Source organism: Olivibacter sp. SDN3, from assembly GCF_014334135.1.
In the GTDB taxonomy this organism is placed as follows: Bacteria; Bacteroidota; Bacteroidia; order Sphingobacteriales; family Sphingobacteriaceae; genus Olivibacter.
In genome coordinates this window covers 431,568-457,803 of sequence record NZ_CP060497.1, presented here as the reverse complement: position 1 = coordinate 457,803, position 26,236 = coordinate 431,568, and the positions used below count along the sequence as shown (strand labels likewise).

Sequence of the window (26,236 nt, the reverse complement as noted above, 5' to 3'; positions counted from 1 at the left end):
TGAAACAATGAATATAGCCTTAATAGGATATGGCAAAATGGGCCGTATTATAGAGAAAATAGCCCAAGAAAGAGGTCATCACATTGCTTTGATAATTGACGAAAACAACCGTGGGCAAATTAGTGCTGATAATTTGGCGGATATAGATGTGGCAATTGATTTTAGTACACCTCAATCAGCCATCAATAACATATTATTGTGTTTCGACGCGAACACGCCGGTCGTTGTAGGAACAACGGGTTGGTATAACCAATTGCAGGAAATTAAGCAAAAGTGTGAAGATGGTAACAACTCTTTGTTATATGGGTCTAACTTTAGTATAGGTGTAAATGTTTTTTTTCATATTAATAAGCTTTTAGCCAAGGCCATGAATCCGTATAAACAATATGACGTTCAGGTGGAAGAAATCCATCATACACACAAGTTGGATGCCCCCAGTGGGACGGCTATTACCATAGCCGAAGGTATTATAGCAAACACCGATCATAAACAGGAATGGGTAAACGATCTGGTAGGTGAAGATGACGGGGTGATTGCAAAGAAGGAGCAATTGTTGATTGAGTCGCATAGAATTGACGAGGTGCCCGGTACCCACACCGTGTTGTATAGTTCGGAAGTGGATCAGTTGGAGTTTAAGCACACCGCGCATAGCAGAGCGGGTTTTGCTCTGGGAGCGGTAATAGCAGCTGAATGGTTACAGGAAAGAAAAGGCTTTTACTCCGTAACAGATATGTTTAATTTTCATTAGAATAATTTTTTCTAAATGGCGATGAAGCTTGCGTGAGTTGTTCTTTATCCATAGTTTTTTGTGAGCGGCAACTTATGCAGTATTCATGTATAAATGAAAGAGCCTTCAAAGGCAGATGAGATATCGATAAATTATTTTTATATACTGTTTTTCTATTGCATATAAAGGCAATTTATCTAAGTTTTAATAGCAATACCACAAATTAATTTTTATTTAACAGCATGTTGATAGCTTTTTTAATAATCTTTTTCCTAGGAACTCAAATTGGTTTATGGTTACTTTTTGTAAAGGCTGGGCAAGAGGGATGGAAATCTCTTGTTCCCTTTTATCGTGAATACATCATCACCCAACTTACAGGTAGGCCCGGGTGGTGGGTAGCACTATTATTGGTTCCTATTATTAATCTGTTTGTTGGAATAGGGCTTTATATAGATTTTGCCAGATGTTTTGGGAAGAGATCTTTTTTGGATCAGGTAGGTACCATCCTTGTACCTTTTGTGGTATTTCCTTGGTGGGGTACGGATAAAAAGGTAAGTTATTGGGGAGCTTCGGCTACCGAGGAGTTTAAGAAGAAATACCCTTACAAAAAATCAGCAACACGCGAATGGGCTGATGCCATTGTTTTTGCGGTGGTAGCCGCCACCTTGATCAGAACCTTTTTGATCGAGGCCTATATGATACCTTCCGGCTCCATGGAGCGTAGCTTGCTTACGGGTGATTTTTTGTTTGTAAGTAAAATCAATTATGGGCCCAGATTGCCCATGACACCAGTAGCTTTTCCTTTTGCGCACCATACGATGCCTATAACAGGGACCAAAGCTTATTGGGAAGGATTAGAGATGAAGTATCGTCGACTTCCCGGCTTACAGCAAATTAAGCGCAACGATGTGGTCGTGTTTAATTATCCAATGGATGCCGATGCTCCCTTTAACAGGCCGGTAGATAAGCGCGAAAACTATATTAAACGTGCCATAGGCATTCCGGGAGATACTGTAGCAATAGTTGATGCGCAAGTATTCGTCAATGGTAAGGAGGGCGAAACACCAGTGGAAGGGCAGTTGATGTATCAAGTGATCACTGATGGAACTGATATTAACCTTGACAGAATCAACGATATGCGGATCGAAGGTGGACAGACCAATGTGCCCGGACAATATATCTTCTATCTAACACCTGCTTTGGCCAACACCATGAGTGGGTGGGCAAATGTAAAAGAAGTGAAGCCCTTTATCTATCCGCAGGGTACAGAAGAGCCTACCAAAGATATTTTTCCTCAACATAGCGACCTGAAATGGAACAGAGATAATTATGGTCCGGTCATCGTGCCGAAAATTGGTTGGACAGTGCAATTAAATGAGGAAACAGCTCCTTTGTACGAACGTGCTATCACGATTTATGAAGGCCATACCTTTGAGAAGAAAGATGATGGTTATTATATTGATGGAAATAAAGCGGATAGCTATACCTTTGCAATGAATTACTACTGGATGATGGGAGACAATCGCCATAACTCTCTTGACTCACGATTTTGGGGTTTTGTGCCGGAAGATCATATCGTAGGGAAAGCGTTGTTTGTATGGTTAAGTTTAGACGATAAAGGTTCGTTTATCGATAAGATACGCTGGAACAGGATATTTATGTCTATCCACTAATGTGGTAATTATCCAGTTATAAATTAGGCAACAGATTCATTTGTGATTCCTAATTTATAACTGGATAATTTTCTTCTCATTACCGCTAATTTTTTATTTGCGCAATTAGCCTTGCCATCCTCCACCTAACGCTCTATACAGTTCTACTCTGGCAATCAGCAATTGCTGCCTTAAACTCACCAATTCAAGCTCACTATCAATAGTGTTCTGTTGTGCGGTGATTACCTCTAAATAAGTGGCCAGACCAGATTTAAATAGCAAACCTGCTTGTCTGATACCGAGTTGAGCAACTTCTACGCGCCTTTCTGCAATATCATATTCTTCCTGAAGTTTTTTAATTGTGATCAGTGTATTGGTTACTTCGTTGATAGCATCTAACACGGTCTGTTGAAAGTCGAGCTCGGCTTTATCCCTTTCAAGTTTCGCGACCTCAAAATCTGTTTTCAGTTGTCGTCTTTGGAAGATGGGCTGAGTAAGGCTTCCGATGATACCTCCAAATAATGAACCCGGGATATTAACCCAGTTGCGGGGCAGCATACTGTTCACCCCTCCTGTGGCATCTAAAGTCAGTGTAGGGTATCGATATGCCTGTGCTACACCTACTTCAGCATTAGCGGCCCGTAATGCCAGCTCCGACGCCCGTACATCCGGACGGTGGCTGACCATATAAAGGGGAACACCTGCGGTTACCGAGTCTTCTATCAAAAAATCGGTAAGTGCGGCGTCCCTTTTGATACTATCGGGAAGCTGGCCTGCCAGTGCTCGCAGTCCGTTTTCCTGGATAACCACTTGGCGTTCTAACTGTGGAATCAGCGATTGAGCTGCCAGACGTTGAGACTCTGTTTGCTGTATCGCTAAGGATGTTACCTGACCTGCATCACGTTGTAGCCTTACGATGCGTAACGTACTGTCTGTTAATTGAAGGTTTCTGCGGGCTACTTCCAATTGTGCATCTAGCATTAATAAATTGTAGTATCCTTCAGCCACATTCGCTACTAACTGAGTTTGCAAAAGTTTGCGTGCTTCGTAGGTCTGCAAGTATTGGGCGAGCGCACTTTCATTTTGCCTTCTGATCTTGCCCCAGATATCTGCTTCCCAACTGAGCGTGATGCCCGAAATATTTTGAGGGGTATACATAAACATATTTTCGGGAGGAGTACGACCTTTTTCTTCATACCATTTGGCTGTGGCTCCAGTATAAAAGTCCCTCGAACGGAACTGTCGGTTCATGCTGGCGACGGTTCCTTGAATCTCGGGTAAAAACTGCGCCCGGGCATACATGACCTGTTGATCGGCTATTTGTATATTTTTTAATGCCTTACGCATATCGTAATTATAGACGATAGCGGAATCGATAATGGTTTGGAGTGTAGAATCTACAAAGAAATCCTTCCAGTAGATATTACCTATCCCTACTGAATCAGCTGCATCAATTTCATCCCGATATTTGTCGGGAAGCTCCAAATGTGGCCGTTGATAGTCTTTCCCCACCTTGCAGGCATTAAGCGTTAGTATGAGTGCGAAGACGCCTAGTATGATATATGTGCTTTTGTTCATTTCTTTCTTCCGTTGTTTAATCATCATCTTCCTCTTGAGTCACTTTTGATTTTACCTTTTCATCCAGGTGTTGGAATATCATATATAATACGGGTATGATAAATATACCAATCGATACACCGAATAACATTCCCCCTGCTGCACCTATACTAATGGAATGGTTACCTTGAGCAGACGGTCCGACCGTCCACATCAGCGGAATCAATCCAGCGACGAATGCGAGGGAGGTCATCAAAATAGGTCTTAGTCTGAGGCGGGACCCTTCAATAGCAGCATCATAAATGGATAGGCCGCCCTTTCGTTGTTGCACGGCAAACTCAACAATAAGAATGGCATTTTTGGCCAATAAACCGATCAGCATAATGAGACCGACCTGTACATATATATTATTTTGCAAACCAACGAGATTCACAGCAGCGTAGACGCCAACTAAACCAACAGGTACGGATAATAAAATAGCGAAGGGTAGAATATAACTTTCGTATTGAGCGGCAAGAAGGAAGTACACAAATAAAATGCTGAGCGCAAAAATTAATATTGTTTGTCCGCTTGATTCCTTTTCCTCTAAGCTCATCCCTGTCCATTCGTAACCATAATTAGATGTTAACGTTTTATCTGCCAATTCTTCCACGGCACGCATGGCGTCTCCAGTGCTATAGCCTGGCGCCGGGGTGGCGTTGACTATGATAGCGTTAAAAAGATTATATCGGTTTACTGTTTCGGGGCCAAATACCTTTCTTAGTTTGACTATAGTGTTAGCTGGCACCATTTCATTTTTGTTGTTTCTAACAAAGATCGATTTAAAAGATTCTGGATCGTTTGTATATTGAAAATCCGCTTGCATATACACGCGATATTGTCTACCAAAACGACTAAAGTCGCCTGCCTGCACACGGCCGTAGTAGCCTCTAATGGTCGTCATGAGGTCTTGTGCAGTAACTCCTAATGCACGGGCTTTTACAAAATCGATTTCCAATAAATATTGAGGGAAATTTGCTTTAAACGGTGTAAATGCATTTTGAATTTCTGGTCTTTTGGACAATTCCTCAAGAAATCCCTCGGCAACTTCGCTGAAAGATGCAAAAGTGCCTCCGAGTCGATCCTGAAGTACGAATTCCAATCCACTGAAATCACCAAAACCCTGTACGGTCGGTCTTGGAAATACACTAAACGATGCGTCAGTAATTTGTGATAAATCTTTACGTAATGTGTCCATAAAATTGTTAATATCCTTGATACCTTCACGTTCTCCATGATCCTTTAGGTTGATGTATCCCACAGCAAATGCTGGACTTGGGGTGGCATCTATCGCATTGTATCCTGAAATAGTAGTCATACCTGAAAGCTCTTCCCGTTTGCGAATGATACTGTCTGCCTGCTTTAATACTTCAGTGGTACGGGCCAAAGAAGCACCTGGGGGCATAGCCATGGAAAAGGTGATAAAACTATCATCTTCCGTAGGGATGAAACTGGAAGGTGTACGGTTCATCATGAATACCCCAATGAAAGATAACGTTGCAAGTCCCAATATGCTCAACCACTTTTTCTTTAGCAGAAAATTTAGTGAGCGCACGTATTTATTGGTTAATGATTCAAATGCAACATTAAAAGCGTCAAAAAACTTTCTAGAGTATTTGGCGATTTTATTTCCTTTGAGTTCTTTTTCTTTTTCGTCATGATGGGTATTCTTCAATAAAAGCGCACAAAGTGCAGGGCTCAGCGTAAGTGCATTTAATGCCGAAATTAGAATCGCTGTAGCTAACGTGTAGGCAAACTGCTTATAGAATAAGCCTGAAGGGCCTTCCATAAAACCGACAGGAAGAAATACGGCGGCCATTACCATGGTGATTGATAGGATAGCTCCGGTGATTTCACTCATTGCCGATAGGGTGGCCTTTCGCGGGGAAAGGCCTGTTCTTTCCATTTTTTGGTGGACCGCCTCGACTACCACAATAGCATCATCTACCACAATACCTATGGCAAGGACTAACGCAAACATGGTCAATACATTGATCGAGAACCCAAATAGGAGTAAGAAAAAGAACGTTCCTACTAATGATACCGGTATGGCAATTGCCGGGATCAACGTTGATCTAAAATCCTGTAAAAAGATGAATACGATGATAAATACCAAGAAAAAGGCTTCAAATAGAGTGTGTTTTACCTGATTGATAGATTCATCAATCTGGTCGCGTACGCTGTAGGTTATGTCATATTTTATTCCATCTGGAAAGGAGTTTTGTAATCTATTCATTACCTGGCGGACAGCCCCATCTATTTCCACCGCATTGGAACCACTGGTTTGTACGACATTCAATGTTAATCCCGGGTAGCCATCTACTTTATTGTCGGCCCCAACATTTGAGGCGCCAAGTTCTACCCTTGCAACATCCTTTAAATAGAGCACAGATCCATCTTGATTAGTACGTATAACGAGGTTCTCATAGTCTTCCGGATTACTGAAACGACCTCGGTGTTTTAGCAATGTCTCAAAAACCTCATCGGAAGCTTCCCCAAATTTACCGGGAGCAATCTCGAAATTTTGACTTCGAATGGCATTTTGAATATCTTGAGGGATAAGCCCATAATTTGCGAGTTTTTCTGGATTGAGCCAAGTACGCATCGAATAATCTCTTGCCCCGATACGATTGATGGCGGCTACACCCGGAACACGCAACAGTTCTCTGTTGATGTTGATTTGTGCATAAGCCTGTATAAAGGTTTCGTCGTACACGGTATCCTGGTGATCGCTATAAATATTCATGGTCATGATGATTCCATTTTGTCTGGGCATCACACTAATGCCCGCTTCGTTGACTTCTGCTGGAATTTGACTGACGGCTCGGGATACACGGGTTTGCACATTTACGGCAGCCTGATCAGGGTTCGTGCCTGCTTCAAAAAAAATGTTGATGTTTCCGGATCCGGTATTACTCGCTGTCGACCGTATGTAAGTCATTTTGTCTACACCGTTAATAGCTTCTTCAATGGGAAGCAATACACTTTGTGCTACTGTTTCGGCGTTTGCTCCCGGATAAGTACAAGTTACACTCACACTGGGCGGTGCAATGTCAGGGAAGCGCGTGACAGGTAATTGCATCATTCCCACAATACCTAATAAAACCAGCAAGATGGAAATTACAGTGGCTAATACGGGTCTACTGATGATTGTTTTTAGCATATCTTTGCTCTTTTAGACCTCAAGGTCTTTCAAATGAATTTCTTTTTTTCTAATTGTGTTATTTTAATATAAAGTGGATAAATACTTTATCGTGTTAATCTTTTTTGGGGTTCTGTACCTGTGGATTAATAGCAAGCCCTTCTTCCAGACGATCAAAACCGGCTAATACAACGCGGTCGCCCGGGGTCAACCCTTCTTTAACAATGTAGTTGGAGCCGCTTACACCATCCAGGATTACGGCGCGCATGCGCACTTTGTTGTCGGGGGTAACGATGTATACAAATGTTTTATCCTGAAGTTCTATGGCTGCTACCTGAGGTACCAATAGCACACCAGGTTTACGTTCTTCCATTTTTAATGTTCCGGTATTTCCTTGCCTTAACACGTCGTCAGGGTTTGGAAAACTAGCGCGTAGAGAAATAGCTCCCGTAGTGCGGTTCACTTGTCCTTCTATCGCGTCAACAACACCTTTCTCAGCGTACTCAGTACCATCGGCCAGCATGAGCCGTACATAGGGAATTAATTTATTACTGTGTTCCATGTCTAAGGAATCGCGACTCCGACCGCCTTTTGTAAAGTGCAAAAAGTCGGATTCACTCATAGAAAAATATACGTAAACTTCCCGTGTATCGGATAAGATGGTTAAAGGTTGAGAATCACCTTTAGTAACAAGGTTGCCGATACGTTTGGGGATACGTCCGATATAGCCGCTCGATGGGGCTTTGATATCGGTGAAACCTAAATTGATTTTCGCGGTGGCGACAGCGGTTGCTGCTTGAGCCACTTGCGCTTTCGCTACTTCAAAATTGGCCTGTGCGGTACGAAGTTGAACATCCGATATGACATCGTTGTCTACCAATGGTTTTAAACTCTCCACTTCAAGTTGAGCATTTTTTTGCTTAGCTTTTTCTACAGTTTCCTCTGCAACAGCGTTTTTTAGGGCTTCACGATAAGGTAATTCGTTAATCTTGAAAAGATTTTGCCCTTGTCTCACATAGGCACCTTCATCTACATATATTTTTTCAAGTATACCCTCAACCTGTGGACGGATCTCTACATTAACTTTACCTTCAATGGTACCAAGATAATCTCTAACGGTCAAAGCAGTACCCGTATCAACTAAGAAGACGGGTAAGGAAAGAAGCTTACCAGCGTCTTGCTCATCACTTGATGATCTGGATCCGCAACTTTCGAAAATGGTTAGAAGAAAAAGGACTGTAATAAGGCCTAAGAGTGTCTTAACACTTGTTCTTAATTGAATACTCATTTAGTTTTTTATATTTTAGTAATGATACTATTTTGTGTTCCTCATTAAAATAATAGGCTTAACGCTTATCTCATTTTAATCTGGCCGCTGTGCCTATATGAATCAGAATTGATGCCAAACATAGAATTAGCTTAATTTTAGTGATGTAATGGCGAAGGTGATGGCATGTGGTCTATTTTCAGTTGGTCGGCCAATGCATACAGGTCATTCCAAACATCTTCTATAAGTGGTATTCCATTTTTTTTTCTTTCCTCTTCGGCTGCCAGTTCGGGTTCGCCCGGAATAATGACCGGCTGTGCGTCATCTATAGGAGCGGCTTCCTTAAAACGTGTTATCCAGATATCCATGTTTTTTTTAAAATCATTAACAGGCCTGAAGCCATCTACGCGCATAGCCCCAACGAAATGCCCTAAACCTTCGCCAACTGGGTGAGGTGCCGGGTCTAGATATGATACAAATGGTGGTGCCCAGGGGCCGTAATTCGCTCCCGAAAGTACAGCACTTAATATGTCTACCGTGGCGCTAAGCCCAAACCCTTTATGACTTCCATGATCGCGGTCGCTACCTAAAGGCAGTAACGATCCACCGTTTTTCAGAATGTTGGATTCGCTTGACGGTTCTCCGTTAGCTGTTTGTGCCCAGCCTCTTGGGATATTATAACCCTTTCGTTGCGCGATTTCCAGTTTTCCGTTCGCTGCGGCGGAAGTAGCCATATCTACCACAACTGGAGGATATTCACCTGCTGGGAACGCATAACATAGGGGGTTGGTACCCAACATTCGCTCTTTGCTGAATGTGGGAGCTACTAAGGGACTGGCATTAGTCATGGCGTAACCGATCATGTCATGTTCTACCGCTAGTAGGGCGTGGTATCCGGCAATACCAAAATGATTGGAATTTTGAACGGCAACCCAGCCTGAGCCATACTTTTCTGCTTTTTCAATAGCGATTTGCATGGCAAAGGGAGCGACTACCAGACCTAGGCCCTTGTCGCCATCTATAGTGGCGGTAGTAGGACTTTCATGAATAACTTTCATGACCGGTTTAGGGTTTAATCTGTCTTTTTGCCATAAGCGTACATAACCGCTTAGTCTAGCTACACCGTGGGAGTCAATACCTCTAAGGTCTGCCTTTATAAGAACATCTGTGGCTAGCGATGCATGTATCTCGTTGCAACCTATAGCCAAAAACACACGTTTTGTATATTGCCTTAATGTATTTTCTTCTATTTTATAAAAAATCTTTTCCAAGCTGAATAACTTAATTGTTTGGAATCCAATCCTAAACGTATATGAAAACTTTTTCGATACAATTTTACAAAAAAACGACGGATGAAGATAGTTATTGTGAAAATCAATCTCGTGTCTGAAAAACTATTATAATATTGTTTATGACAATATTCTTTTTTTTGTTAAAATTGTTAATTTATGATTAATTAAATAAGCCATATGTATTGATTTCACGTTTTAACAAAGCGAGTATTCTGTGGTAAAGAGTTATATTCGATAATAGAATATAAATTTTTTTAAAAAAAAACGTAACGTCTTGCAACCAAGGAAGGGTTTTTTGCATCTAAGGTATAAACACGAATGAATTTGGAAAACAGCTATACAGTAGAGGATTTGCTTGAGGGTTGTAAGCGCGGAGAGCGTAAGACACAGGAAATGCTATACCGTAAACTAGCATCCAAAATGTTTAATGTGTGTTTGCGTTACGCTTCAAATACATTCGAGGCGGAAGACATGTTACAAACAGGTTTTATTAAGGTGTTTAGTAGTATAGTAGAGTTTAGAAGCGAAGGATCGTTTGAAGGATGGATTAGACGTATTATGGTTAATAATGCCATCGAGATATGTCGTAAAAATATAAAGCGTTGTCATATGTTGGACATCGAAGCGGTACCTGACCAGGTACAGCATACCTTTGATATGGGAGGTTTGGAGGTTAAGGATTTGATGCGATTAATACAACAGTTGCCAGATGGTTATCGCTTGGTTTTCAATATGTATGCAATTGAAGGTTATTCGCACAAAGAAATAGCAGATATGCTAAAGATAAGTGAAGGCGCGTCAAAGTCGCAATTGTCTAGAGCACGAGCGTGGTTAAAGGGAAAGTTGATTGTTATAGAAGGAGGAAATAATTATGGAACCTATGCAGGATAAACTATTTGATAGGGAGATTAAAAATATAGTGCATAACTATGAACCTCGAGCGCCCGTTGATTTATGGGGTAAAATTGAGCGTGAGTTGGATGTCAACCACCCTAAAGTTGTTGCAATCAATAGGGGTAGGGCAAGGGTATCCTGGTTGAAAATTGCAGCAGCAATTGTTGCTTTGCTAGGGGCGGTTTCATGGTTTACTCGGCAGAAGAATGAAGTGATATACCTACAAGCCGATAAAAGCAAAACAACGTTAGCCAATGAACGGCCTAATTCTTTTGCCCGAATGGCTATTAAATCGAGTATCAATAGTAACAAAGAGGTATCTGTGTTACCGCGTGATGCTGAGCATTCGACGCTTTCCGAACACTTTCCTTCACGGGACATCAAGGAAACGTTATATGTAGAACATGGAACAGTGGAAAGGAGAGGGGGGAGGATAGAGCAGGAGGTAAGCAGGCCTATGTTAGCTGTTTCCGAAGACAGAATCCCGAGCCTTTTAGCTGTCAATAGCCTTCCCTTGGTTAACGTAAATAATGTTGCAATTGAAGAGCCTGCTAAGCCGCTGGAAAAAGAAAAAAGAACATTAGCGGTGAGTGACCTGTTGAATTATGTGGTAGCGCCAATGAATAAAGGTGAAGAAAAAGTGCTGTCGTTTACGAATGATGATGAAGGGTCTATCAAATTGGCCATTAATTTGAAGGCGTTGAAGACAATATTGTGATATCCTGCAGCTGTTTAGAAGAAGTTACAGTTTTTACATGAAATTATGATCATCGATGGTTGAAATTTCATCTTTCAACGGATTAAAATCTTTATGGTAGCTCATGAGCGCTGCTGAAATTAAACAAAAATGAATTAATAACTTACAGATGAAACACGTATTATTTACTTTTTTATTAGGTGGTATATTGTTCAGTGCCAGCTATGGCGAAGAGCTTAACCAGGAATATGGCGAGGAGTTATTGGCAGATACCACAGTAATGGATACCGTGGTAAGCGAAAAGAAGCGGAAGCTAAACTGGAATTTTTCCTGGAATGATGTTGGGGATAATCCCTTTGGGGAAAATGAGGACGGAGGGACGATAAGGGTACAGGGTAAAAAACCAAAGGTGATCTTAGGTATAACCTTTGCCCGTTTTGATCTTGGTCTGGCAACACTCCTCGATAATGGGAGTTTCACGCTAAGCCCGGAGAACAATGCTTTATTTAGAAACCGTACCTGGAAGACTATCAATGTTGGTTTTGATGTTTTTCAATTTGGCTACCGTTTTGATGAAAAGTTTAGGTTATTCATGTCTGCCGGATTTGACTGGACACACTTACGTTTACAAAACAATGTGATATTTGAGCGGAATACTACACCACTGACGGCTGTTGAGTCTGATATTGACTATTCGAAAAACCGATTTAGTTCCAGTTATCTAAGGATTCCCATCACGTTTGAACATCGCATCGGTCCTGATCGTGATTTGAGAGTGGCTTACGGTCCGATAGGAGGTTTCCTATTGAATGGCAGTCAAAAATTCAAGAGCAGTGAGGAAGGTAAAAGAAAAGTAAAAGACGATTTCAATTATACGAAGTTCCGTTATGGGGCATTTGCACGTGTCGGCTATAAATGGGTAGGACTGTATGCGAAATACTACTTTAATGACATGTTTGAAAACAGTCCGCAACAAGAAGGGCTGAAGAATTTATCATTTGGTGTGATGTTCTTCTTTTAACCGTGCCGTTTTATCTAAATGTGTTTTTCAAATGATGCCGATTATCCGCATCATTTGAAAAATTTTAATATCTTCGTTTGCATTTGTGATGTTTTTTTCTGATGGCGAACGATATCCTTTCTACTTCTTGTGATGTTAAAATTTCTGATAAGCAAAAACAGGGATTAGCCTATATACAAGTAGATAATTTAGTGAAAAAATTTTCGGACAAACCTGATAGCTTAGGCTTGGAAGGTTTGTCTTTTGGTATTGAAAAAGGTAAGGTTACAGCTATTATCGGCGAAAGCGGAAGTGGTAAAAGTACGCTATTGCGCCTTATTTATGGCTTGCAGTCACCAGATACCGGTGAGATTCGTCTCAACGGCTGGAAGGTGCCCGGTCCTGAAGACAAACTAATACCAGGACATGAATCTATGCGTTTAGTGTCGCAACATTTCGACGACCTGAATACTTATGCCAATGTTTGGGAAAATGTTGCTTCAAGATTATCAAACACCAATTTACAGGAAAAACATGATAAGACGGCAATTGCACTGAATAGTTTGGGAATATTACGATTGGCCAAGCAACGCGTAGTGGATTTAAGTGGTGGAGAAAAACAACGCGTGGCTATCGCCAGAGCATTGGTTACTGGGCCGGAGGTGTTGTTGATGGATGAGCCTTTTAACCAAGTAGACGCTTCATTTAGAGATCACTTGCAGCAGGATATCCGGAGGATAGTACATGAGATGGGCATTACAGTAATCATGGTCTCGCACGATCCTGCAGAAGTGCTGGCAATGGCTGACGCATTATTGATTCTTAAAGAGGGTAAACTTCAGGCCTCAGGAACTCCATTCGAGATTTATAACATCCCTCCAAATGCGTATTCAGCGAGCCTGTTGGCAAGAAGTAATTTGTTAAATGCCAAGGAAGCGAGGTTCTTATTACCGGATGTTCGCGTAAACAATACCATTGTTATCCACCCCGAGTGGATTCGTGCTGAACACGCTACGAATGGGGCTTTTATAGTAGTGGATGTGTTTTTTAAGGGTTTCTTTGAAGAAGTTTTACTGGAGCATACACACCTGCAATTGAGGGTTATCAACTACGCTATAGCGACCTATCATGTTGGAGAACGGGTGGACGTCTCTATTCTGCGTTATGTAGACTGCTAAGACTTACTGCACCATTTTATTTGCACAGGTGGAACTCGCAAAAGCTTCCGGTTTCGCTTTGAAAACAAAGCCCATGCTTAGAATATACCCCATTGCTTCATGTAGCGCCTGATTGGACTTAAACATAGGATTGGTATTAATGTCGGCATGCACTTCTAAATCTACATGGTATTGATCTAATAGATCGCATAAGGTATAGGCCGTTTCGATAGACCGCTGTACTTCAGCTAACATCCGTTCTTTAATGCTCATTTTAATATAACTTCGTTCTTGATGAATGAACATAAAACCGCCCTTTTTTTCACGTATAAAAGCGATTACAGTAGCAAAGTCAGTACTGTTTCCTTTTACCTGTGAGTCTGTACCTATACAAACTTTGAGTTTGTTCCCTAATGCGTATTCTTTCGAGATCGCAAGGCTTACTTCATCAAGGAGTGGTTGGCGAATTGGTTCACCGCTAAATTTTTTCCAGGTCATAATGTTTAATGTAAAATTTGATGTTACAAACCCTGCCTGCTTTATTTGCTGTTGCCATAAAGTTAGTTCATTTGCAAGCACGAAAGGTAAAATAATTATGGTTTATTTGTTAACATTTGATTAATTATCAACAATTTAATTTCGCAGACAGCTGGTTGCCGGGGTCATTTGTAGCTACGATTGTTACATGCATAACTATTGTTGAGCAGGTTTTTAATTAAAATATGTTCTGTTGTTGTAAACAAAATTCGTTACTTAGCTGTATTACTAGGTATTGATCCTAGTTCGTATTATTTTGATAAAATATAGAAAAAAATGAAGTTAAAATCTCAAATTATGGCATTTGCTGCAGGAGCATTTGTCATGGCATCATTAGCGTCATGTAACCAGTCAGGAACAACAACTGAAGATGGAACAGATGGTAGCGTTGAAGAAACCAGTAGTCCGATTTCCGTCTCCCCGGTAGCCGACTCAAAAGCTTTTCCTGGGGCAGCTTTGGATATCGCGTCTATCACCGCTAGTCCCGCAGACGACGATTCGGTAACTTTGGATGTAAAATACGCGGTCAAGAATTTTACTTTAACGGAGCATACTGAAGATCATAACGCAGATCATATGGCGAACTCGGCAGAAGGACAACATATCCATTTTATATTGGACAACGAACCTTATATAGCTTTGTATGAGCCTGAACATAGTGCCAAAGTTAAAAAAGGTACTGAACATTATTTATTGTCATTTTTGTCGCGCTCTTATCACGAGTCCATTAAAGAACCGGAAGCTTTTAAACTTAAGCGCTTTAAAATTACGGATGATGGAAAATATGAGGAGTTAGAAGTGCCTGCCGATGCGGCATTATTCTATAGCAGACCGAAAGGAGATTATGTGGGTAAAGATACAGAGAACTTATTATTAGATTTTTACTTGGTAAATACGGAGCTTTCCGCTTCTGGGAATAAAGTAAAAGCGCAAATAAATGATACTACTGTAACACTTGATCAGTGGGGCCCTTACGAAATAAAGGGAGCGCCAAAGGGAGATGTGACCGTTAAGTTAACATTGGTTGATGCGGAAGGCAATGAGCTGTCTGGCGATAATACTTCCATCAGTAGAGATGTAAAGCTTATAGACGAATAGTTTTTTAGAAGTTCAATAGGTAAAGCCGCATGATTTAATTCGATCATGCGGCTTTTGTCATTGTAAATATTACTAACTTTGTTGGCATGGCAAAAGAGTTTATTATGCAGCAGGCAATAAATAATAAGACGCTGGTAAGTGTTGTCAAAGCGCTGGAATTAGATGAAGCTTGTGTTCAACTGTTAGAGAAATACGACTTGGGTATCGACTCCATAAAAACGCTAAGCGGTGTTTATGATTTTATTCTTAAAGTAGGTGATATATTAAATGTTACGGAAAGAGCGAGTAGCTTGAAGGAATCATTTGAGGAACGGATAAATATTGTTGTGCACAAGTTAAAATTTATTGATGAAGATCAGAGGCCCCGTGTTGGGATAATCGATAATATCTCTTCTGCCGATGTGGTGCAGGATGCCTATTTGGATTCGTTAGTGCGCACGGCGGGTGGTAAGGTACCCATGGAAGGTGGTGTTGATTTAGAGCCTGAGCTTTTACTTGTTATATCAAAAGAAAAACCTATCCATGAACTGTTGTTTGATTTACCATCCTTATTGGAGCAGCCAATGTGGAAAGAAACGGCAGCTGTTAAAAATAATAAGGTGTTTCTCTTGGATGGCAGTAAAGGTTTGACAAAGGACGTTTCCAAGGTGGCCGATGATGTGGAGCTATTAGCGGAAATTATGTATCCAAACTATTTCATATTTGGCGGGGACGGCGAGTCATGGATGAAGTTCGAGTTGTAGAAACTAGCGAATATGCCTGAAGACAAACCAGATTTTCGGAAAATTGCGGCACAACTGGCCAACCCCTTCGGCAGTGAGGGCGTGGAAACCGCTAATAGAATGAATGAAAGTAATGGTGAAATGATACTTCATGCTATTGATCTGCTGGAAATAAGCGAGAAGAATCAGGTCTTGGAATTAGGGCCCGGAAATGCTAAGTTTGCTGCTGAAGTGCTTGCCAAAGGAGATGACGTTCATTATGTTGGAGCTGATATTTCCCCGGTTATGATCGAAGAGGCAAAAAAAATCAACGCAGCCTTTATGCAGCAGGGCTCAGCGTCTTTTATTCTGTTAAAAGAAGGCATTCTCCCTTTTGAGGACCAGTGCTTTCATAAAATCTTTACGGTCAATACACTTTATTTCTGGGAAGATCCAACGAGTTCTCTTGAAGAGTTATATCGCGTATTGAAACCGGGAGGAGTTTTGTGTATAGCCATCAGGAGTAAGAAATTTATGGAAACGTTGCCTTTCACAAAATATGGGTTTTCCCTTTATAGTCCAGAAGAAGGTGTTTCTCTCTTCGAAAAAAGTAAGTTTCAAAAGGTGGGTTATTCGCTTTTAGCTTCGGAAGGAGAAACTTTTACAGGAGAGCCCGTAGTTAAGGAAGAAGTCTTTTTCTTGTTGCAGAAAATAATTGATCAATAGTATTTGATCGTTGTATTTAACATTGTGGGTCGTACATTGTCAACCCACAATGCTATGTTCGTGTTATTTTACCAGCTTTTTATACTTAAATCGCTTCGGAGTGCTATCACCCAATCGTTTTTTTCTGTTTTCCTCATATTCCGTATAATTTCCTTCAAAGAAATATACCTGTGAGTCACCTTCGAAAGCTAATATATGTGTACAGATACGATCTAGGAACCAACGGTCGTGTGAGATGATTACCGCACAACCTCCAAAATTTTCTAACCCTTCCTCTAGGGAACGTAGTGTATTAACATCGATATCGTTAGTAGGCTCATCGAGCAAAAGTACATTGGAACTCTTTTTTAAGGTGATCGCTAAATGGACGCGGTTACGTTCTCCACCCGATAAGACATTGACTTTTTTCTGCTGGTCGGCGCCATTAAAATTGAATTTAGAAACATAAGCTCTCGAATTCATGGTACGATTGCCTAACAGGATGTTATCATGTCCGCCGGTTATGTTTTCCCAAACCGTTTTATTGGGATCGAGATCATCGTGCAACTGGTCAACATAACCCAAGGCAACAGTTTCTCCTACGCGGAAAGATCCTGAATCAGGTTGCTCCTGACCAGTGATTAACCTAAACAAAGTTGTTTTTCCCGCTCCATTGGGACCGATAATACCTACAATGCCAGCTGGAGGGAGTGAAAACGTTAAATCTTCAAATAGGACTTTATCGCCATAAGCTTTACTAACGCCTTGTGCCTCGATAACCACATTGCCTAGTCGCGGTCCAGGCGGGATAAAAAGTTCTAATTTTTCTTCCCGGTCCTGGGTTTCTTCGGAAGCTAATTTTTCATAATTAGATAGACGGGCCTTTGATTTTGCATGACGGGCTTTTGGTGCCATGCGTACCCATTCCAGCTCACGCTCCAGCGTTTTTTGACGTTTACTTTCTGTCTTCTCTTCCTGTGCAAGACGTTTAGCCTTTTGATCCAGCCAAGAAGAGTAATTTCCTTTCCACGGGATACCCTCGCCACGATCTAACTCTAATATCCAGCCGGCAACATTGTCTAAGAAATAGCGATCATGCGTTACCGCGATAACTGTTCCCTGGTATTGTTGAAGGTGCTGCTCCAACCAATCAATAGATTCGGCATCCAAATGGTTGGTAGGTTCATCGAGAAGTAATACATCAGGCTCTTGAAGTAAAAGCCGACATAATGCCACTCTTCTACGTTCGCCTCCTGACAAAGTGGCAATTCTTGTTTCTGGTTCAGGGCATCTTAAGGCATCCATCGCCCGTTCCAATTTATTGTCTAATTCCCAGGCTCCGGTAGCGTCAATTTTATCTTGCAATTCCCCCTGCCGGTTCATTAAACGCTCCATCTCATCGGAGTTTTCATAGACTTCCGGGAGGCCAAATTTTTCGTTGATTTCTTCATATTCCTGCAAGATAGCTTTGGTTTCGGCTACCCCTTCTTCAACGACTTCTTTAACAGTTTTTTGGGGATCTAATTCAGGTTCCTGCGCTAAATAACCCACAGAATATCCAGGTGAAAATACCACTTCGCCCTGATAGGATTTATCTATTCCCGCAATAATTTTAAGGAGTGAAGACTTACCAGATCCGTTTAAACCGATTACACCTATCTTAGCACCGTAGAAAAAAGATAAATAAATATTTTTGAGTACTTGTTTTTGAGGCGGGTAAATCTTATTTACGCCGGCCATCGAAAATATTACCTTCTCGTCTGACATAATTTTGATAAAAATCTCTTGCAAAGATGGTGATATTTAGTCATAAACACGTAACTTTAATAGTTATAAAGGCTGACAAGTTTTATTGGGGACGATAAATGGCGTAGTTGTTGATAAAAGTTACAAAAAGCACTGGATGTTTAATTAATATATTTATACATTTAGCGCATTAAAAGAAAGGTAATACATTCATGGAAGCAAAATTCTCGCCACGCGTAAAAGACGTTATTTCCTATAGCAGGGAAGAAGCGCTTCGACTTGGACACGATTATATCGGCACTGAGCACCTTTTGCTTGGCCTGATCCGCGAGGGGGATGGTTTGGCAATCAAAATATTAAAGCATGTAGGAGTGGATACTGCCCGTTTACGCAGATCGATTGAAGATGCGGTTAAGGGAACATCATCTACCACCGCAAATCTGGGAAACATTCCGTTGACAAAACAAGCGGAAAAAGTATTGAAAATCACCTACCTGGAAGCGAAAATATTTAAGAGCGAAATTATAGGTACCGAGCATCTTTTGCTCTCTATTTTGCGTGATGAGGACAATATCGCCTCACAGATACTACAGCAGTTTCATATTAATTATGATGTTTTCAAGGCTGAAGTGGAGCAGAATAAGACGGAGATTACTGATCAGGCCTCTGGTTCGACAGCTGGAGATGATGATTATCGGGACGAAGATAGTTTTAGTCAACCCAAAAAAGTATCCGATATCAAATCTAAGACTCCGGTATTGGATAATTTCGGTAGGGATTTGACGAAAGCTGCCGAAGAAGGTCGCTTAGACCCGATTGTTGGGCGTGAAAAAGAGATTGAACGCGTATCTCAGATATTGTCACGTCGAAAAAAGAATAATCCCATTTTAATCGGAGAACCGGGAGTAGGTAAATCCGCAATTGCTGAAGGCTTAGCTTTACGTATCGTACAGCGTAAGGTTTCAAGAGTTCTCTTTAATAAAAGGGTAGTTACGCTTGATTTAGCCTCTTTGGTTGCTGGAACAAAATATCGCGGTCAATTTGAAGAACGTATGAAGGCGGTAATGAATGAACTGGAAAAATCGCCAGATGTCATTTTATTTATCGATGAGATTCACACCATTGTTGGAGCGGGTGGAGCATCAGGGTCATTAGATGCTTCGAATATGTTTAAACCTGCATTGGCTCGCGGAGAAATCCAATGTATTGGTGCGACAACATTAGATGAGTACCGTCAATATATTGAAAAGGATGGTGCCCTGGATCGTCGTTTCCAAAAAGTGATGATTGAGCCGGCTACACATGAGGAAACTATTGAAATTCTCAACAGAATAAAAGATAAGTATGAGGAGCACCACGCAGTAACGTTTACGCCGGAAGCCATTGAGTCTTGTGTGAGCTTAACTACGCGTTATATTACGGACAGATTTTTGCCTGACAAAGCAATAGATGCCTTGGACGAAGCAGGATCTAGGGTGCATTTAACTAATATTCATGTACCGCAGAGCATTATTGATATCGAAGAAAAAATCGAAGATATCAAGGTGGAAAAGAATAAAGTAGTGCGTAGCCAAAAATACGAAGAGGCCGCAAAACTACGAGATACCGAGAAAAAGTTATTGGAAGAGCTTGACCGTGAAAAACAGGCATGGGAGGCAGAAACTAAAACGAAACGTTATACAGTTTCTGAAGATGATGTTGCGCAGGTTGTTTCCATGATGACCGGTATTCCGGTACAGCGTGTAGGGCAAACGGATAGCCAAAAGCTTTTGGGTATGGCCGACTCGATGAAAGGAAGGATTATTGGTCAGGACGAAGCGGTGAAAAAATTGGTGAAGGCTATACAGCGTACACGCGCCGGCTTGAAAGACCCAAAGAAACCGATCGGTTCATTCATCTTCTTGGGGCCGACAGGAGTTGGTAAAACGGAACTTGCCAAAGAACTGGCCCGCTTTATGTTTGACAGTGAGGATTCGCTGATACAGATAGACATGAGCGAATACATGGAGAAATTTGCGGTTTCCCGTTTAGTGGGCGCGCCTCCGGGATATGTAGGTTATGAAGAGGGAGGGCAGCTGACGGAGAAAGTCCGTAGAAAACCTTATTCGGTAGTACTATTGGATGAAATTGAAAAAGCACATCCGGATGTTTTCAATTTGCTATTGCAGGTATTGGATGAAGGGCAATTGACGGATAGCTTAGGTAGAAGGGTAGACTTTAGAAATACCATAGTGATTATGACTTCTAATATCGGTGCCCGCCAGCTAAAGGATTTCGGACAGGGAGTTGGTTTTACTACTGCCGCTAAAGCTACTCAAGCAGATTCGCACTCTCGTAGTGTGATTGAAAATGCATTGAAGCGTGCTTTTGCGCCGGAGTTCTTAAATCGTGTGGATGATGTGATCGTTTTCAATTCGTTAGGAAAGGGAGAAATTTTCCAGATTATCGATATCGAATTGAGATCGCTATTTACACGTATCCAAGGGTTGGGTTATGAGGTTAGCTTGACGGAAAAAGCCAAAGAGTTTATTGCCGAAAAGGGATTTGATAGTAATTTTGGTGCACGTCCGTTAAAACGAGCGATTCAGAAATATTTGGAAGATCCAATAGCCGAAGAAATTCTGAAGGGTGATCTAGCAGATGGAGCTATTCTCGAAATTGATTACGATAAGGAAAAAGAGGAGGTGGTGGTGAATGGCGCTAATAATGTGAAGAAAGCCACGACGAAGCCAACTGATATTGCTGAAGAAGAGCAAAAGGAGAGTGAAGAGGAGGATGAGAAGGATGAGAGCGAAAAAGAAGGATAAAGGATGTCCTGCTGTGATCTTCAGATGAAAAAAAGCGTCGTTAATATTAACGACGCTTTTTTGTTTTGTAAAGCGCGCTATTTTTTTATTAGATGGCCGTCACTTTACAAAGATTCGCTTTTATGCGCTCAAGTATTGTAGAAAGGTAATAAATAAAAATATGGAGCGATTCTTGCTTAAACCTTTTGGGGCGCGGACGCTCTAATCATTATTTGTGATAATATTTAGTAATAAAGAAGAAATAGTATATTTAAAGAAATTAAACCTTATCGAATGAAGAAGTATTTATTTTTAATGATTGCCCTAGTGGGTTTAGCGGGATTTAGCGGGTGTAGGAAAACAGAAGTGGTTGAAACAGCTATAATGCCGAATAGAACATTTATTTACACAGTAAATAGTAATGAATGGCAATATTCTGAAGACGGTTTAACATTACTTCACGATATTAACCTTCCAGAATTAGAAAGATATTATTTAGAGCAAGGAAATGTAAGCGTAGCAATTAGTATAGATAATGAACAGAGTTATGAAATTTTACCTGCGACATATAATGGTTACGCATATTCCGTAAATTATACCGTTGGTTTTGTAACATTAAAAGTTGAAGATCCTATTATTGATCCAGAAATTGAATTGCAACCTCCCGGAACATCTATTGTCGTCAAAATAGTGCTCTCGGACTCAGATTACATTGATTAAGTTATTAGGTTGATTTCTCTTTATAAACAAATATGCTTAAATCGGTCAAATAAATAAGGTTTAGGGCTTTAAACTTTAACAATAATGAGGCAAAAAAGCACAACGGAGGTCATCCGTTGTGCTTTTTTGTTATATAAGTAAGTGAAAATTAAGAATCTATTCCCATTTTCTCCAACACTGCACTGGTAACACCAGTTGAAGAGTAGCCACCATCGTGGTATAGGTTCTGCATGGTTACCATGCGGGTAAGATCAGAGAACAAGGTAATGCAATAGTCAGCACACTGTTCAGCAGAGGCATTGCCTAATGGAGACATGGCATCGGCAAAGTCAAAGAAGTCGCCAAAACCTTTAATACCTGTTCCGGCAGTAGTTTTGGTGGGTGACTGCGAAACTGTATTAACGCGTACTTTTTTCGCTACACCATAGTGGTATCCGAAGCTACGGGCAATGGATTCCAAAGCCGCTTTGATATCGGCCATATCATTATAGAAAGAATAGGTGCGTTGAGCAGCAGCATAAGTTAATGCCACTACGCTGCCCCACTCGTTTATGGCGTCCAGCTTTTTAGCGACACTTAACATTTTATGAAAGGATAGGGCAGAAACATCCATACCCTTTTGGAAATAATCGTAATTGGCTTCTGTATAAGGGATATTCTTACGGACATTCACGCTCATACCGATAGAGTGCAGTACAAAGTCTATTTTTCCACCTAAGATTTCCTGTGATTTGGTGAAAAGATTGGTGAGATCATCAACACTGGTAGCATCTGCCGGAATGATTTCTGATCCTGTTTGTTTTGCTAATCCGTTCAATTCACCCATGCGCATCGCAATAGGCGCGTTCGTTAAGACGAAAGTAGCACCTTCTTCATGTGCTTTCTCAGCAACTTTCCAAGCAATGGAGCTGGAATTTAATGCACCAGATATAATTCCTCTTTTCCCTTTTAATAGGTTATATGCCATGTCAATTTGTTTTTTTTTATTATATACTAGTTTAAGGCGGTAAAAATACATTTTTTTTAATTATCCGGCCAATAACTCTTTTGCATGTTGAATTGCCGCCTCGCCCGGGATGCTACCGCTGAGCATTTGGGCAATTTCAAATATACGTTCATCTGCGTTTAATTTACGCATGTTGGTACGTGTTTTATCTTGGTCGTCCGCTTTATAAACTTGATAATGGGTCTCTCCCTTGGAGGCAATTTGCGGTAGATGCGAAATAGCGATCACCTGCATATTTTTCGCCATTTCTTCCATGACATTTCCAACTCTTAATGCAACTTCACCTGAAATACCGGTATCAATCTCGTCAAAAATAATAGTGGGTAATGCAGATGTTTTTGCGATAAGTGATTTGATGGCAAGCATTAATCGAGATAGTTCACCTCCCGATGCTACTTTGTTTAGGGGCTGGGGCTGCTGTCCCTTATTTGCACTGAAAAGAAAACGAACGGTATCGATTCCTGATGGGCGCAAGTGATCGGTTCGTGTTAATTCGATATTTAAGGTGCTGTTGGGTATACCCACATCCTTCAGAATATGGATGATTTCTTGCTGAACGATCGGGATAATACGCTGTCTTGCCACACTTAGCTCAGTTGCAAGATCATCACTTTCTTTTTTTAACGCTTCGAGTTGGTGCTGGAGTGCTGTCACCTCCTCATCATTTGAGGAGAGCTTGGCCAACTTGTTTTCTAAATCCTGTTGTATGGCTAACAATTCCTCTACCGTATTTACGTGGTGTTTTTGCTGTAATTGGTAAATAAAACTCAAGCGATCATTTACTTCGGATAAACGGCTTTCATCGAATAGTACGCCTTGCTCCGTCCGCTCAATTTCTTCTGCAATATCTTTAATTTCTATAAAGGTACTATCAAGACGCTGGGTTAGTTCATTTAAGTCGGGTATATATTGTGCGGCCTGCTGTACGTGCTGAAGAGCTTCTTTTAAATTCGGGATGATCGGTTGTTCTTGTTCAGTAAACAAATATTTTGCGGCAAGTAGTGCGCGTTTAATTTCCTCGGCATGGCTGAGCTGGTTTTGTTCTTGCTCTAAAGCTTCTTGTTCATCAGCGGATAAGTTAGCTGTTGAAAGCTCCTCATACAAAAACCGGTGATAGTCGGCCTCCGTTTGAGCTTGCTTTACGTCCTCTAACAGACTTTTTAAGGTGTGGTCAACTTGCTTATAACGTTTAAAGATCTCTTGATAACGGTTAAGAAGAGAGTTGTTGTTAGCGACGCTATCCAAGGTCAATAACTGAAAATTTTCATTGTTGATTTCCAGGGTAGCATGCTGTGAGTGGATATCAATTAACCGCTCGCCTAGAGATTTCAAGATCGCTAAATTAACAGGGCTGTCGTTGATAAATGCCCGGGATTTTCCGTCGGCACTGATTTCCCTACGTAAAATCGTCTCTTCTTCGTAATCGAGATCTTGCTCTTCGAAAAATGGTTTTAGGTGGTAATCATTGATATGAAAAAAACCTTCGATGATACATTTTTGGTCTTGTTTGTAGAAATATTTACTTTCGGCTCTTTGACCAAGAATAAGTGACAAAGCTCCAAGTATAATTGATTTTCCCGCTCCGGTTTCTCCTGTTAATATATTAAGACCATTGGAGGGTTGGATATCGAGCTTGTCTATCAGTGCGTAGTTTCGTATGGATAATCGACTCAGCATAGTGTTTGAAATAGTCGGTTAAAGGCTTCTTAATTTTCGTATTTGTTAATATTAGCGGGGTCTGCCGCTGATAATAAGTTTATTGCTTTCACGCGCTCGGGGCTCGGTAGTCCACTGATGATGCCAATGAGTTCTTCAGCCTTTGCGGTATAAAATAGTTGATTATACAGCGCTCCCTGTGCCATACGATCTACCTGTGTTAACAACGGCAACAAATTTAATATTTCTTTACGAGGAAGCTGCTGATTGTCTGCCATTTTATCTAAGACTTGTATATGGTATCGATATGCAAAATTATGAAGCGATTGATAGTTGCTATCGTGCATATTACTGATAAGCCAAAAGCGGTTACTAAAACCCTCAATGGATTTCCAACCGGTAAAATTCGAATTTTGTGCATTGTTAAGAACGTTTTGTGCCGACTGATAGAAAGAGGCCCCTCCATTTAGGCTGAAGGTATCGGCGTCTAGCCCAATTATCAAATAGGCATAATAGGCCAATAGCGAGGTTAAGTTACTTAAATATTGCTGATCGGAAAAATCGAGTGGTTCACCTGCTGTATAATTAAAATCAAAATCTCGATCTGAAAGTGTTAAGATGGGGCTGTTATAAATCGGTCTGGTAGATATTATTTGAGCTTCCGCCTTAAAATTTGAGCTTCCGTCCCATTCTTTAATGGTTACGACGAAATTACAGTCTATGCGTTCTTCAGGGTGCACATTATGTTTACTCCACTGTTTGTTATTTAGAAAATCGGTCATAGCCAATTGCAACATTGCTAATGCACGTTTGTTGGTAGCCTGTACTTGAGGTGAGAGAATCTGTACACGCGCTTGAAGTTCCTGAGCAGAAACTTCTCCTGAAAACACCACACAGATGGTGAATAAAAGCAACAGTCTTTTTATCATAGTAGCAAAAACATGGCTATTTTATTATGTAACCAAAGGTACATAATAAAATAGCGAATTAGTAGTAACAAAACAGTCAGAAAGAACATAAAAGCAGAAGATCTAAATTTCAATTGTTACCTTTGTAAAGGTAAGATAATATAGCAGATGAAGAATCAACTAATTGGATGCAAGGCAATCATGCTAATGGCTGTTCTGTTTTTACTCGCAGGTTGTGGGAAGCGTGGCGGTGCGCATAAAATATTGAAAGCGGAGGCTTTTCAGGAAGAGTTAGCTACATATGCACAGAATGGACAACTTATTGATGTGCGTACGGAGGAAGAATTTGCTCAAGGGCATTTGGCAGGAGCAAAGAATATCAATTATAACAGTAATGATTTTAAAGAAAGAATAAGTGACTTAGATAGAAACGCACCTGTCTTCGTGTATTGTCTTGGTGGCGGAAGAAGTAATGCAACTGCTGAAGAGTTGGCCGGCATGGGCTTTACACAGGTATATGACCTGAAGGGTGGTATCATGGCTTGGAAAAATAAAAATTTACCTATTGAAGGAGGAAATATCGAGAAAACGGCAGATCGTGTGACGATGGATGACCTTCACAACGTACTCCGTAAGAATAAAATTACGTTGGTGGATTTCTATGCCGATTGGTGTGTTCCTTGTAAGGAAATGGAACCTACACTGGAGAAACTGGCCAAAGATTATAAAGATAAGGTCTTTATATATAGAATAAATGTAGACGAAGCGACGCTACTTTCAGAAACGTTAAAGATAGAAGGTATTCCGTTATTTCATGTATATAAAGGAGACAAATTGGTTCGGGAATTAACGGGCTTTCAAGAGGAGGAAGATTTGAAAACAGTGATTGATGCAATCTAACGATAGGTTGCTGAAATTGTCAAGACCCATCGTTAGATTTTTTAATTAA

21 protein-coding genes are annotated in these 26,236 nt (G+C 40.9%); 12 read left to right on the top strand and 9 right to left on the bottom strand.

The features are described 5' to 3' along the window. Positions 1-7 precede the first annotated feature (7 nt). Positions 8-748 (top strand): 4-hydroxy-tetrahydrodipicolinate reductase, encoded by a 741-nt coding sequence (gene dapB, locus H8S90_RS02085; RefSeq protein WP_187340970.1) that lies wholly within the window; start codon positions 8-10, stop codon positions 746-748. Between the two features lie 221 nt (positions 749-969). Then, positions 970-2,400 (top strand): signal peptidase I, encoded by a 1,431-nt coding sequence (gene lepB, locus H8S90_RS02080; protein ID WP_187340969.1) that lies wholly within the window; start codon positions 970-972, stop codon positions 2,398-2,400. A 105-nt stretch (positions 2,401-2,505) separates the two neighbouring features. On the opposite strand, the gene H8S90_RS02075 is transcribed toward lepB, so the two are convergent. The 4 genes from H8S90_RS02075 to H8S90_RS02060 form a co-directional block, all read right to left on the bottom strand. Continuing rightward, entirely contained in the window at positions 2,506-3,957 is a 1,452-nt protein-coding gene (locus H8S90_RS02075; protein WP_255501769.1) for an efflux transporter outer membrane subunit, read from the bottom strand. A gap of 16 nt (positions 3,958-3,973) precedes the next feature. Continuing rightward, entirely contained in the window at positions 3,974-7,138 is a 3,165-nt protein-coding gene (locus H8S90_RS02070; protein ID WP_187340968.1) for an efflux RND transporter permease subunit, read from the bottom strand. Between the two features lie 94 nt (positions 7,139-7,232). Further along, on the bottom strand, positions 7,233-8,405 hold the full coding sequence (locus H8S90_RS02065; RefSeq protein ID WP_187340967.1) for an efflux RND transporter periplasmic adaptor subunit: 1,173 nt from the start codon (positions 8,403-8,405) through the stop codon (positions 7,233-7,235). Between the two features lie 137 nt (positions 8,406-8,542). Then, complete coding sequence (locus H8S90_RS02060) at positions 8,543-9,655, bottom strand: Ldh family oxidoreductase (RefSeq protein ID WP_255501768.1); 1,113 nt, start codon at positions 9,653-9,655, stop codon at positions 8,543-8,545. Positions 9,656-9,994: 339 nt separating this feature from the next. Between H8S90_RS02060 and H8S90_RS02055 the strand changes: the two genes are divergently transcribed. The 4 genes from H8S90_RS02055 (at position 9,995) to H8S90_RS02040 (ending at position 13,445) form a co-directional block, all read left to right on the top strand. Beyond that, the gene (locus tag H8S90_RS02055) at positions 9,995-10,567 is read left to right on the top strand and encodes an RNA polymerase sigma factor (RefSeq protein WP_187340966.1); all 573 of its coding nucleotides are present in this window, start codon (positions 9,995-9,997) and stop codon (positions 10,565-10,567) included. Then, positions 10,557-11,288 carry a hypothetical protein gene (locus H8S90_RS02050; protein WP_187340965.1) on the top strand — a complete coding sequence of 244 codons (732 nt, stop codon included), beginning with the start codon at positions 10,557-10,559 and terminating at the stop codon, positions 11,286-11,288. Before H8S90_RS02055 ends, H8S90_RS02050 begins: the two co-directional genes overlap by 11 nt. Before the next feature lie 148 nt (positions 11,289-11,436). Beyond that, positions 11,437-12,288 (top strand): outer membrane beta-barrel protein, encoded by an 852-nt coding sequence (locus H8S90_RS02045; RefSeq protein ID WP_187340964.1) that lies wholly within the window; start codon positions 11,437-11,439, stop codon positions 12,286-12,288. A 101-nt stretch (positions 12,289-12,389) separates the two neighbouring features. Continuing rightward, positions 12,390-13,445, top strand: coding sequence for an ABC transporter ATP-binding protein (locus H8S90_RS02040; protein ID WP_187340963.1), 1,056 nt, complete (start codon positions 12,390-12,392; stop codon positions 13,443-13,445). 3 nt (positions 13,446-13,448) lie between these two features. Here the strand turns inward: H8S90_RS02040 and H8S90_RS02035 are convergent, their stop codons facing one another. After that, entirely contained in the window at positions 13,449-13,922 is a 474-nt protein-coding gene (locus tag H8S90_RS02035; RefSeq protein ID WP_187340962.1) for a ribonuclease H-like YkuK family protein, read from the bottom strand. A 315-nt stretch (positions 13,923-14,237) separates the two neighbouring features. Between H8S90_RS02035 and H8S90_RS02030 the strand changes: the two genes are divergently transcribed. The 3 genes from H8S90_RS02030 to H8S90_RS02020 all read left to right on the top strand — a co-directional run bounded on the left by H8S90_RS02030 (position 14,238) and on the right by H8S90_RS02020 (position 16,486). Continuing rightward, entirely contained in the window at positions 14,238-15,059 is an 822-nt protein-coding gene (locus tag H8S90_RS02030) for a hypothetical protein (protein WP_187340961.1), read from the top strand. Positions 15,060-15,145: 86 nt separating this feature from the next. Further along, positions 15,146-15,802 (top strand): ABC transporter substrate-binding protein, encoded by a 657-nt coding sequence (locus tag H8S90_RS02025; protein WP_187340960.1) that lies wholly within the window; start codon positions 15,146-15,148, stop codon positions 15,800-15,802. Between the two features lie 12 nt (positions 15,803-15,814). Further along, entirely contained in the window at positions 15,815-16,486 is a 672-nt protein-coding gene (locus H8S90_RS02020; protein ID WP_187340959.1) for a class I SAM-dependent methyltransferase, read from the top strand. Between the two features lie 63 nt (positions 16,487-16,549). On the opposite strand, the gene ettA is transcribed toward H8S90_RS02020, so the two are convergent. Next, positions 16,550-18,232: an energy-dependent translational throttle protein EttA gene (gene ettA / locus H8S90_RS02015; RefSeq protein WP_187340958.1), complete on the bottom strand. Its 1,683-nt coding sequence runs from the start codon at positions 18,230-18,232 to the stop codon at positions 16,550-16,552. A 191-nt stretch (positions 18,233-18,423) separates the two neighbouring features. On the opposite strand from ettA, the gene H8S90_RS02010 reads away from it, so the two are divergent. Further along, positions 18,424-21,018, top strand: a complete 2,595-nt coding sequence (locus tag H8S90_RS02010; RefSeq protein WP_187340957.1) for an ATP-dependent Clp protease ATP-binding subunit — start codon at positions 18,424-18,426, stop codon at positions 21,016-21,018. Between the two features lie 273 nt (positions 21,019-21,291). After that, positions 21,292-21,717 carry a hypothetical protein gene (locus H8S90_RS02005; RefSeq protein WP_187340956.1) on the top strand — a complete coding sequence of 142 codons (426 nt, stop codon included), beginning with the start codon at positions 21,292-21,294 and terminating at the stop codon, positions 21,715-21,717. A 148-nt stretch (positions 21,718-21,865) separates the two neighbouring features. Here the strand turns inward: H8S90_RS02005 and H8S90_RS02000 are convergent, their stop codons facing one another. The 3 genes from H8S90_RS02000 to H8S90_RS01990 are packed head-to-tail and all read right to left on the bottom strand — an operon-like array spanning position 21,866 to position 25,308. Continuing rightward, positions 21,866-22,684, bottom strand: a complete 819-nt coding sequence (locus tag H8S90_RS02000) for an enoyl-ACP reductase (RefSeq protein WP_187340955.1) — start codon at positions 22,682-22,684, stop codon at positions 21,866-21,868. 60 nt (positions 22,685-22,744) lie between these two features. Further along, complete coding sequence (recN, locus tag H8S90_RS01995; RefSeq protein ID WP_187340954.1) at positions 22,745-24,400, bottom strand: DNA repair protein RecN; 1,656 nt, start codon at positions 24,398-24,400, stop codon at positions 22,745-22,747. Positions 24,401-24,429: 29 nt separating this feature from the next. Then, positions 24,430-25,308, bottom strand: coding sequence for a DUF4835 family protein (locus H8S90_RS01990; RefSeq protein WP_187340953.1), 879 nt, complete (start codon positions 25,306-25,308; stop codon positions 24,430-24,432). A 147-nt stretch (positions 25,309-25,455) separates the two neighbouring features. On the opposite strand from H8S90_RS01990, the gene H8S90_RS01985 reads away from it, so the two are divergent. Then, complete coding sequence (locus H8S90_RS01985) at positions 25,456-26,187, top strand: thioredoxin domain-containing protein (RefSeq protein ID WP_187340952.1); 732 nt, start codon at positions 25,456-25,458, stop codon at positions 26,185-26,187. Positions 26,188-26,236 lie beyond the last annotated feature (49 nt).

Excerpts from the sequence above, each read along its gene's own strand:
- H8S90_RS02070 (WP_187340968.1), bottom strand. The coding sequence starts at position 7,138 with ATGCTAAAAACAATCATCAGTAGACCCGTATTAGCCACTGTAATTTCC.
- H8S90_RS02075 (WP_255501769.1), bottom strand. The coding sequence starts at position 3,957 with ATGAACAAAAGCACATATATCATACTAGGCGTCTTCGCACTCATACTA.
- H8S90_RS02045 (WP_187340964.1), top strand. The coding sequence starts at position 11,437 with ATGAAACACGTATTATTTACTTTTTTATTAGGTGGTATATTGTTCAGT.
- recN (WP_187340954.1), bottom strand. The coding sequence starts at position 24,400 with ATGCTGAGTCGATTATCCATACGAAACTACGCACTGATAGACAAGCTC.
- H8S90_RS01990 (WP_187340953.1), bottom strand. The coding sequence starts at position 25,308 with ATGATAAAAAGACTGTTGCTTTTATTCACCATCTGTGTGGTGTTTTCA.
- H8S90_RS02040 (WP_187340963.1), top strand. The coding sequence starts at position 12,390 with ATGGCGAACGATATCCTTTCTACTTCTTGTGATGTTAAAATTTCTGAT.
- H8S90_RS02000 (WP_187340955.1), bottom strand. The coding sequence starts at position 22,684 with ATGGCATATAACCTATTAAAAGGGAAAAGAGGAATTATATCTGGTGCA.
- H8S90_RS02020 (WP_187340959.1), top strand. The coding sequence starts at position 15,815 with ATGCCTGAAGACAAACCAGATTTTCGGAAAATTGCGGCACAACTGGCC.
- H8S90_RS01985 (WP_187340952.1), top strand. The coding sequence starts at position 25,456 with ATGAAGAATCAACTAATTGGATGCAAGGCAATCATGCTAATGGCTGTT.
- H8S90_RS02055 (WP_187340966.1), top strand. The coding sequence starts at position 9,995 with ATGAATTTGGAAAACAGCTATACAGTAGAGGATTTGCTTGAGGGTTGT.
- H8S90_RS02030 (WP_187340961.1), top strand. The coding sequence starts at position 14,238 with ATGAAGTTAAAATCTCAAATTATGGCATTTGCTGCAGGAGCATTTGTC.
- H8S90_RS02050 (WP_187340965.1), top strand. The coding sequence starts at position 10,557 with ATGCAGGATAAACTATTTGATAGGGAGATTAAAAATATAGTGCATAAC.
- dapB (WP_187340970.1), top strand. The coding sequence starts at position 8 with ATGAATATAGCCTTAATAGGATATGGCAAAATGGGCCGTATTATAGAG.
- H8S90_RS02005 (WP_187340956.1), top strand. The coding sequence starts at position 21,292 with ATGAAGAAGTATTTATTTTTAATGATTGCCCTAGTGGGTTTAGCGGGA.
- H8S90_RS02065 (WP_187340967.1), bottom strand. The coding sequence starts at position 8,405 with ATGAGTATTCAATTAAGAACAAGTGTTAAGACACTCTTAGGCCTTATT.
- H8S90_RS02025 (WP_187340960.1), top strand. The coding sequence starts at position 15,146 with ATGGCAAAAGAGTTTATTATGCAGCAGGCAATAAATAATAAGACGCTG.
- ettA (WP_187340958.1), bottom strand. The coding sequence starts at position 18,232 with ATGTCAGACGAGAAGGTAATATTTTCGATGGCCGGCGTAAATAAGATT.
- lepB (WP_187340969.1), top strand. The coding sequence starts at position 970 with ATGTTGATAGCTTTTTTAATAATCTTTTTCCTAGGAACTCAAATTGGT.
- H8S90_RS02035 (WP_187340962.1), bottom strand. The coding sequence starts at position 13,922 with ATGACCTGGAAAAAATTTAGCGGTGAACCAATTCGCCAACCACTCCTT.
- H8S90_RS02010 (WP_187340957.1), top strand. The coding sequence starts at position 18,424 with ATGGAAGCAAAATTCTCGCCACGCGTAAAAGACGTTATTTCCTATAGC.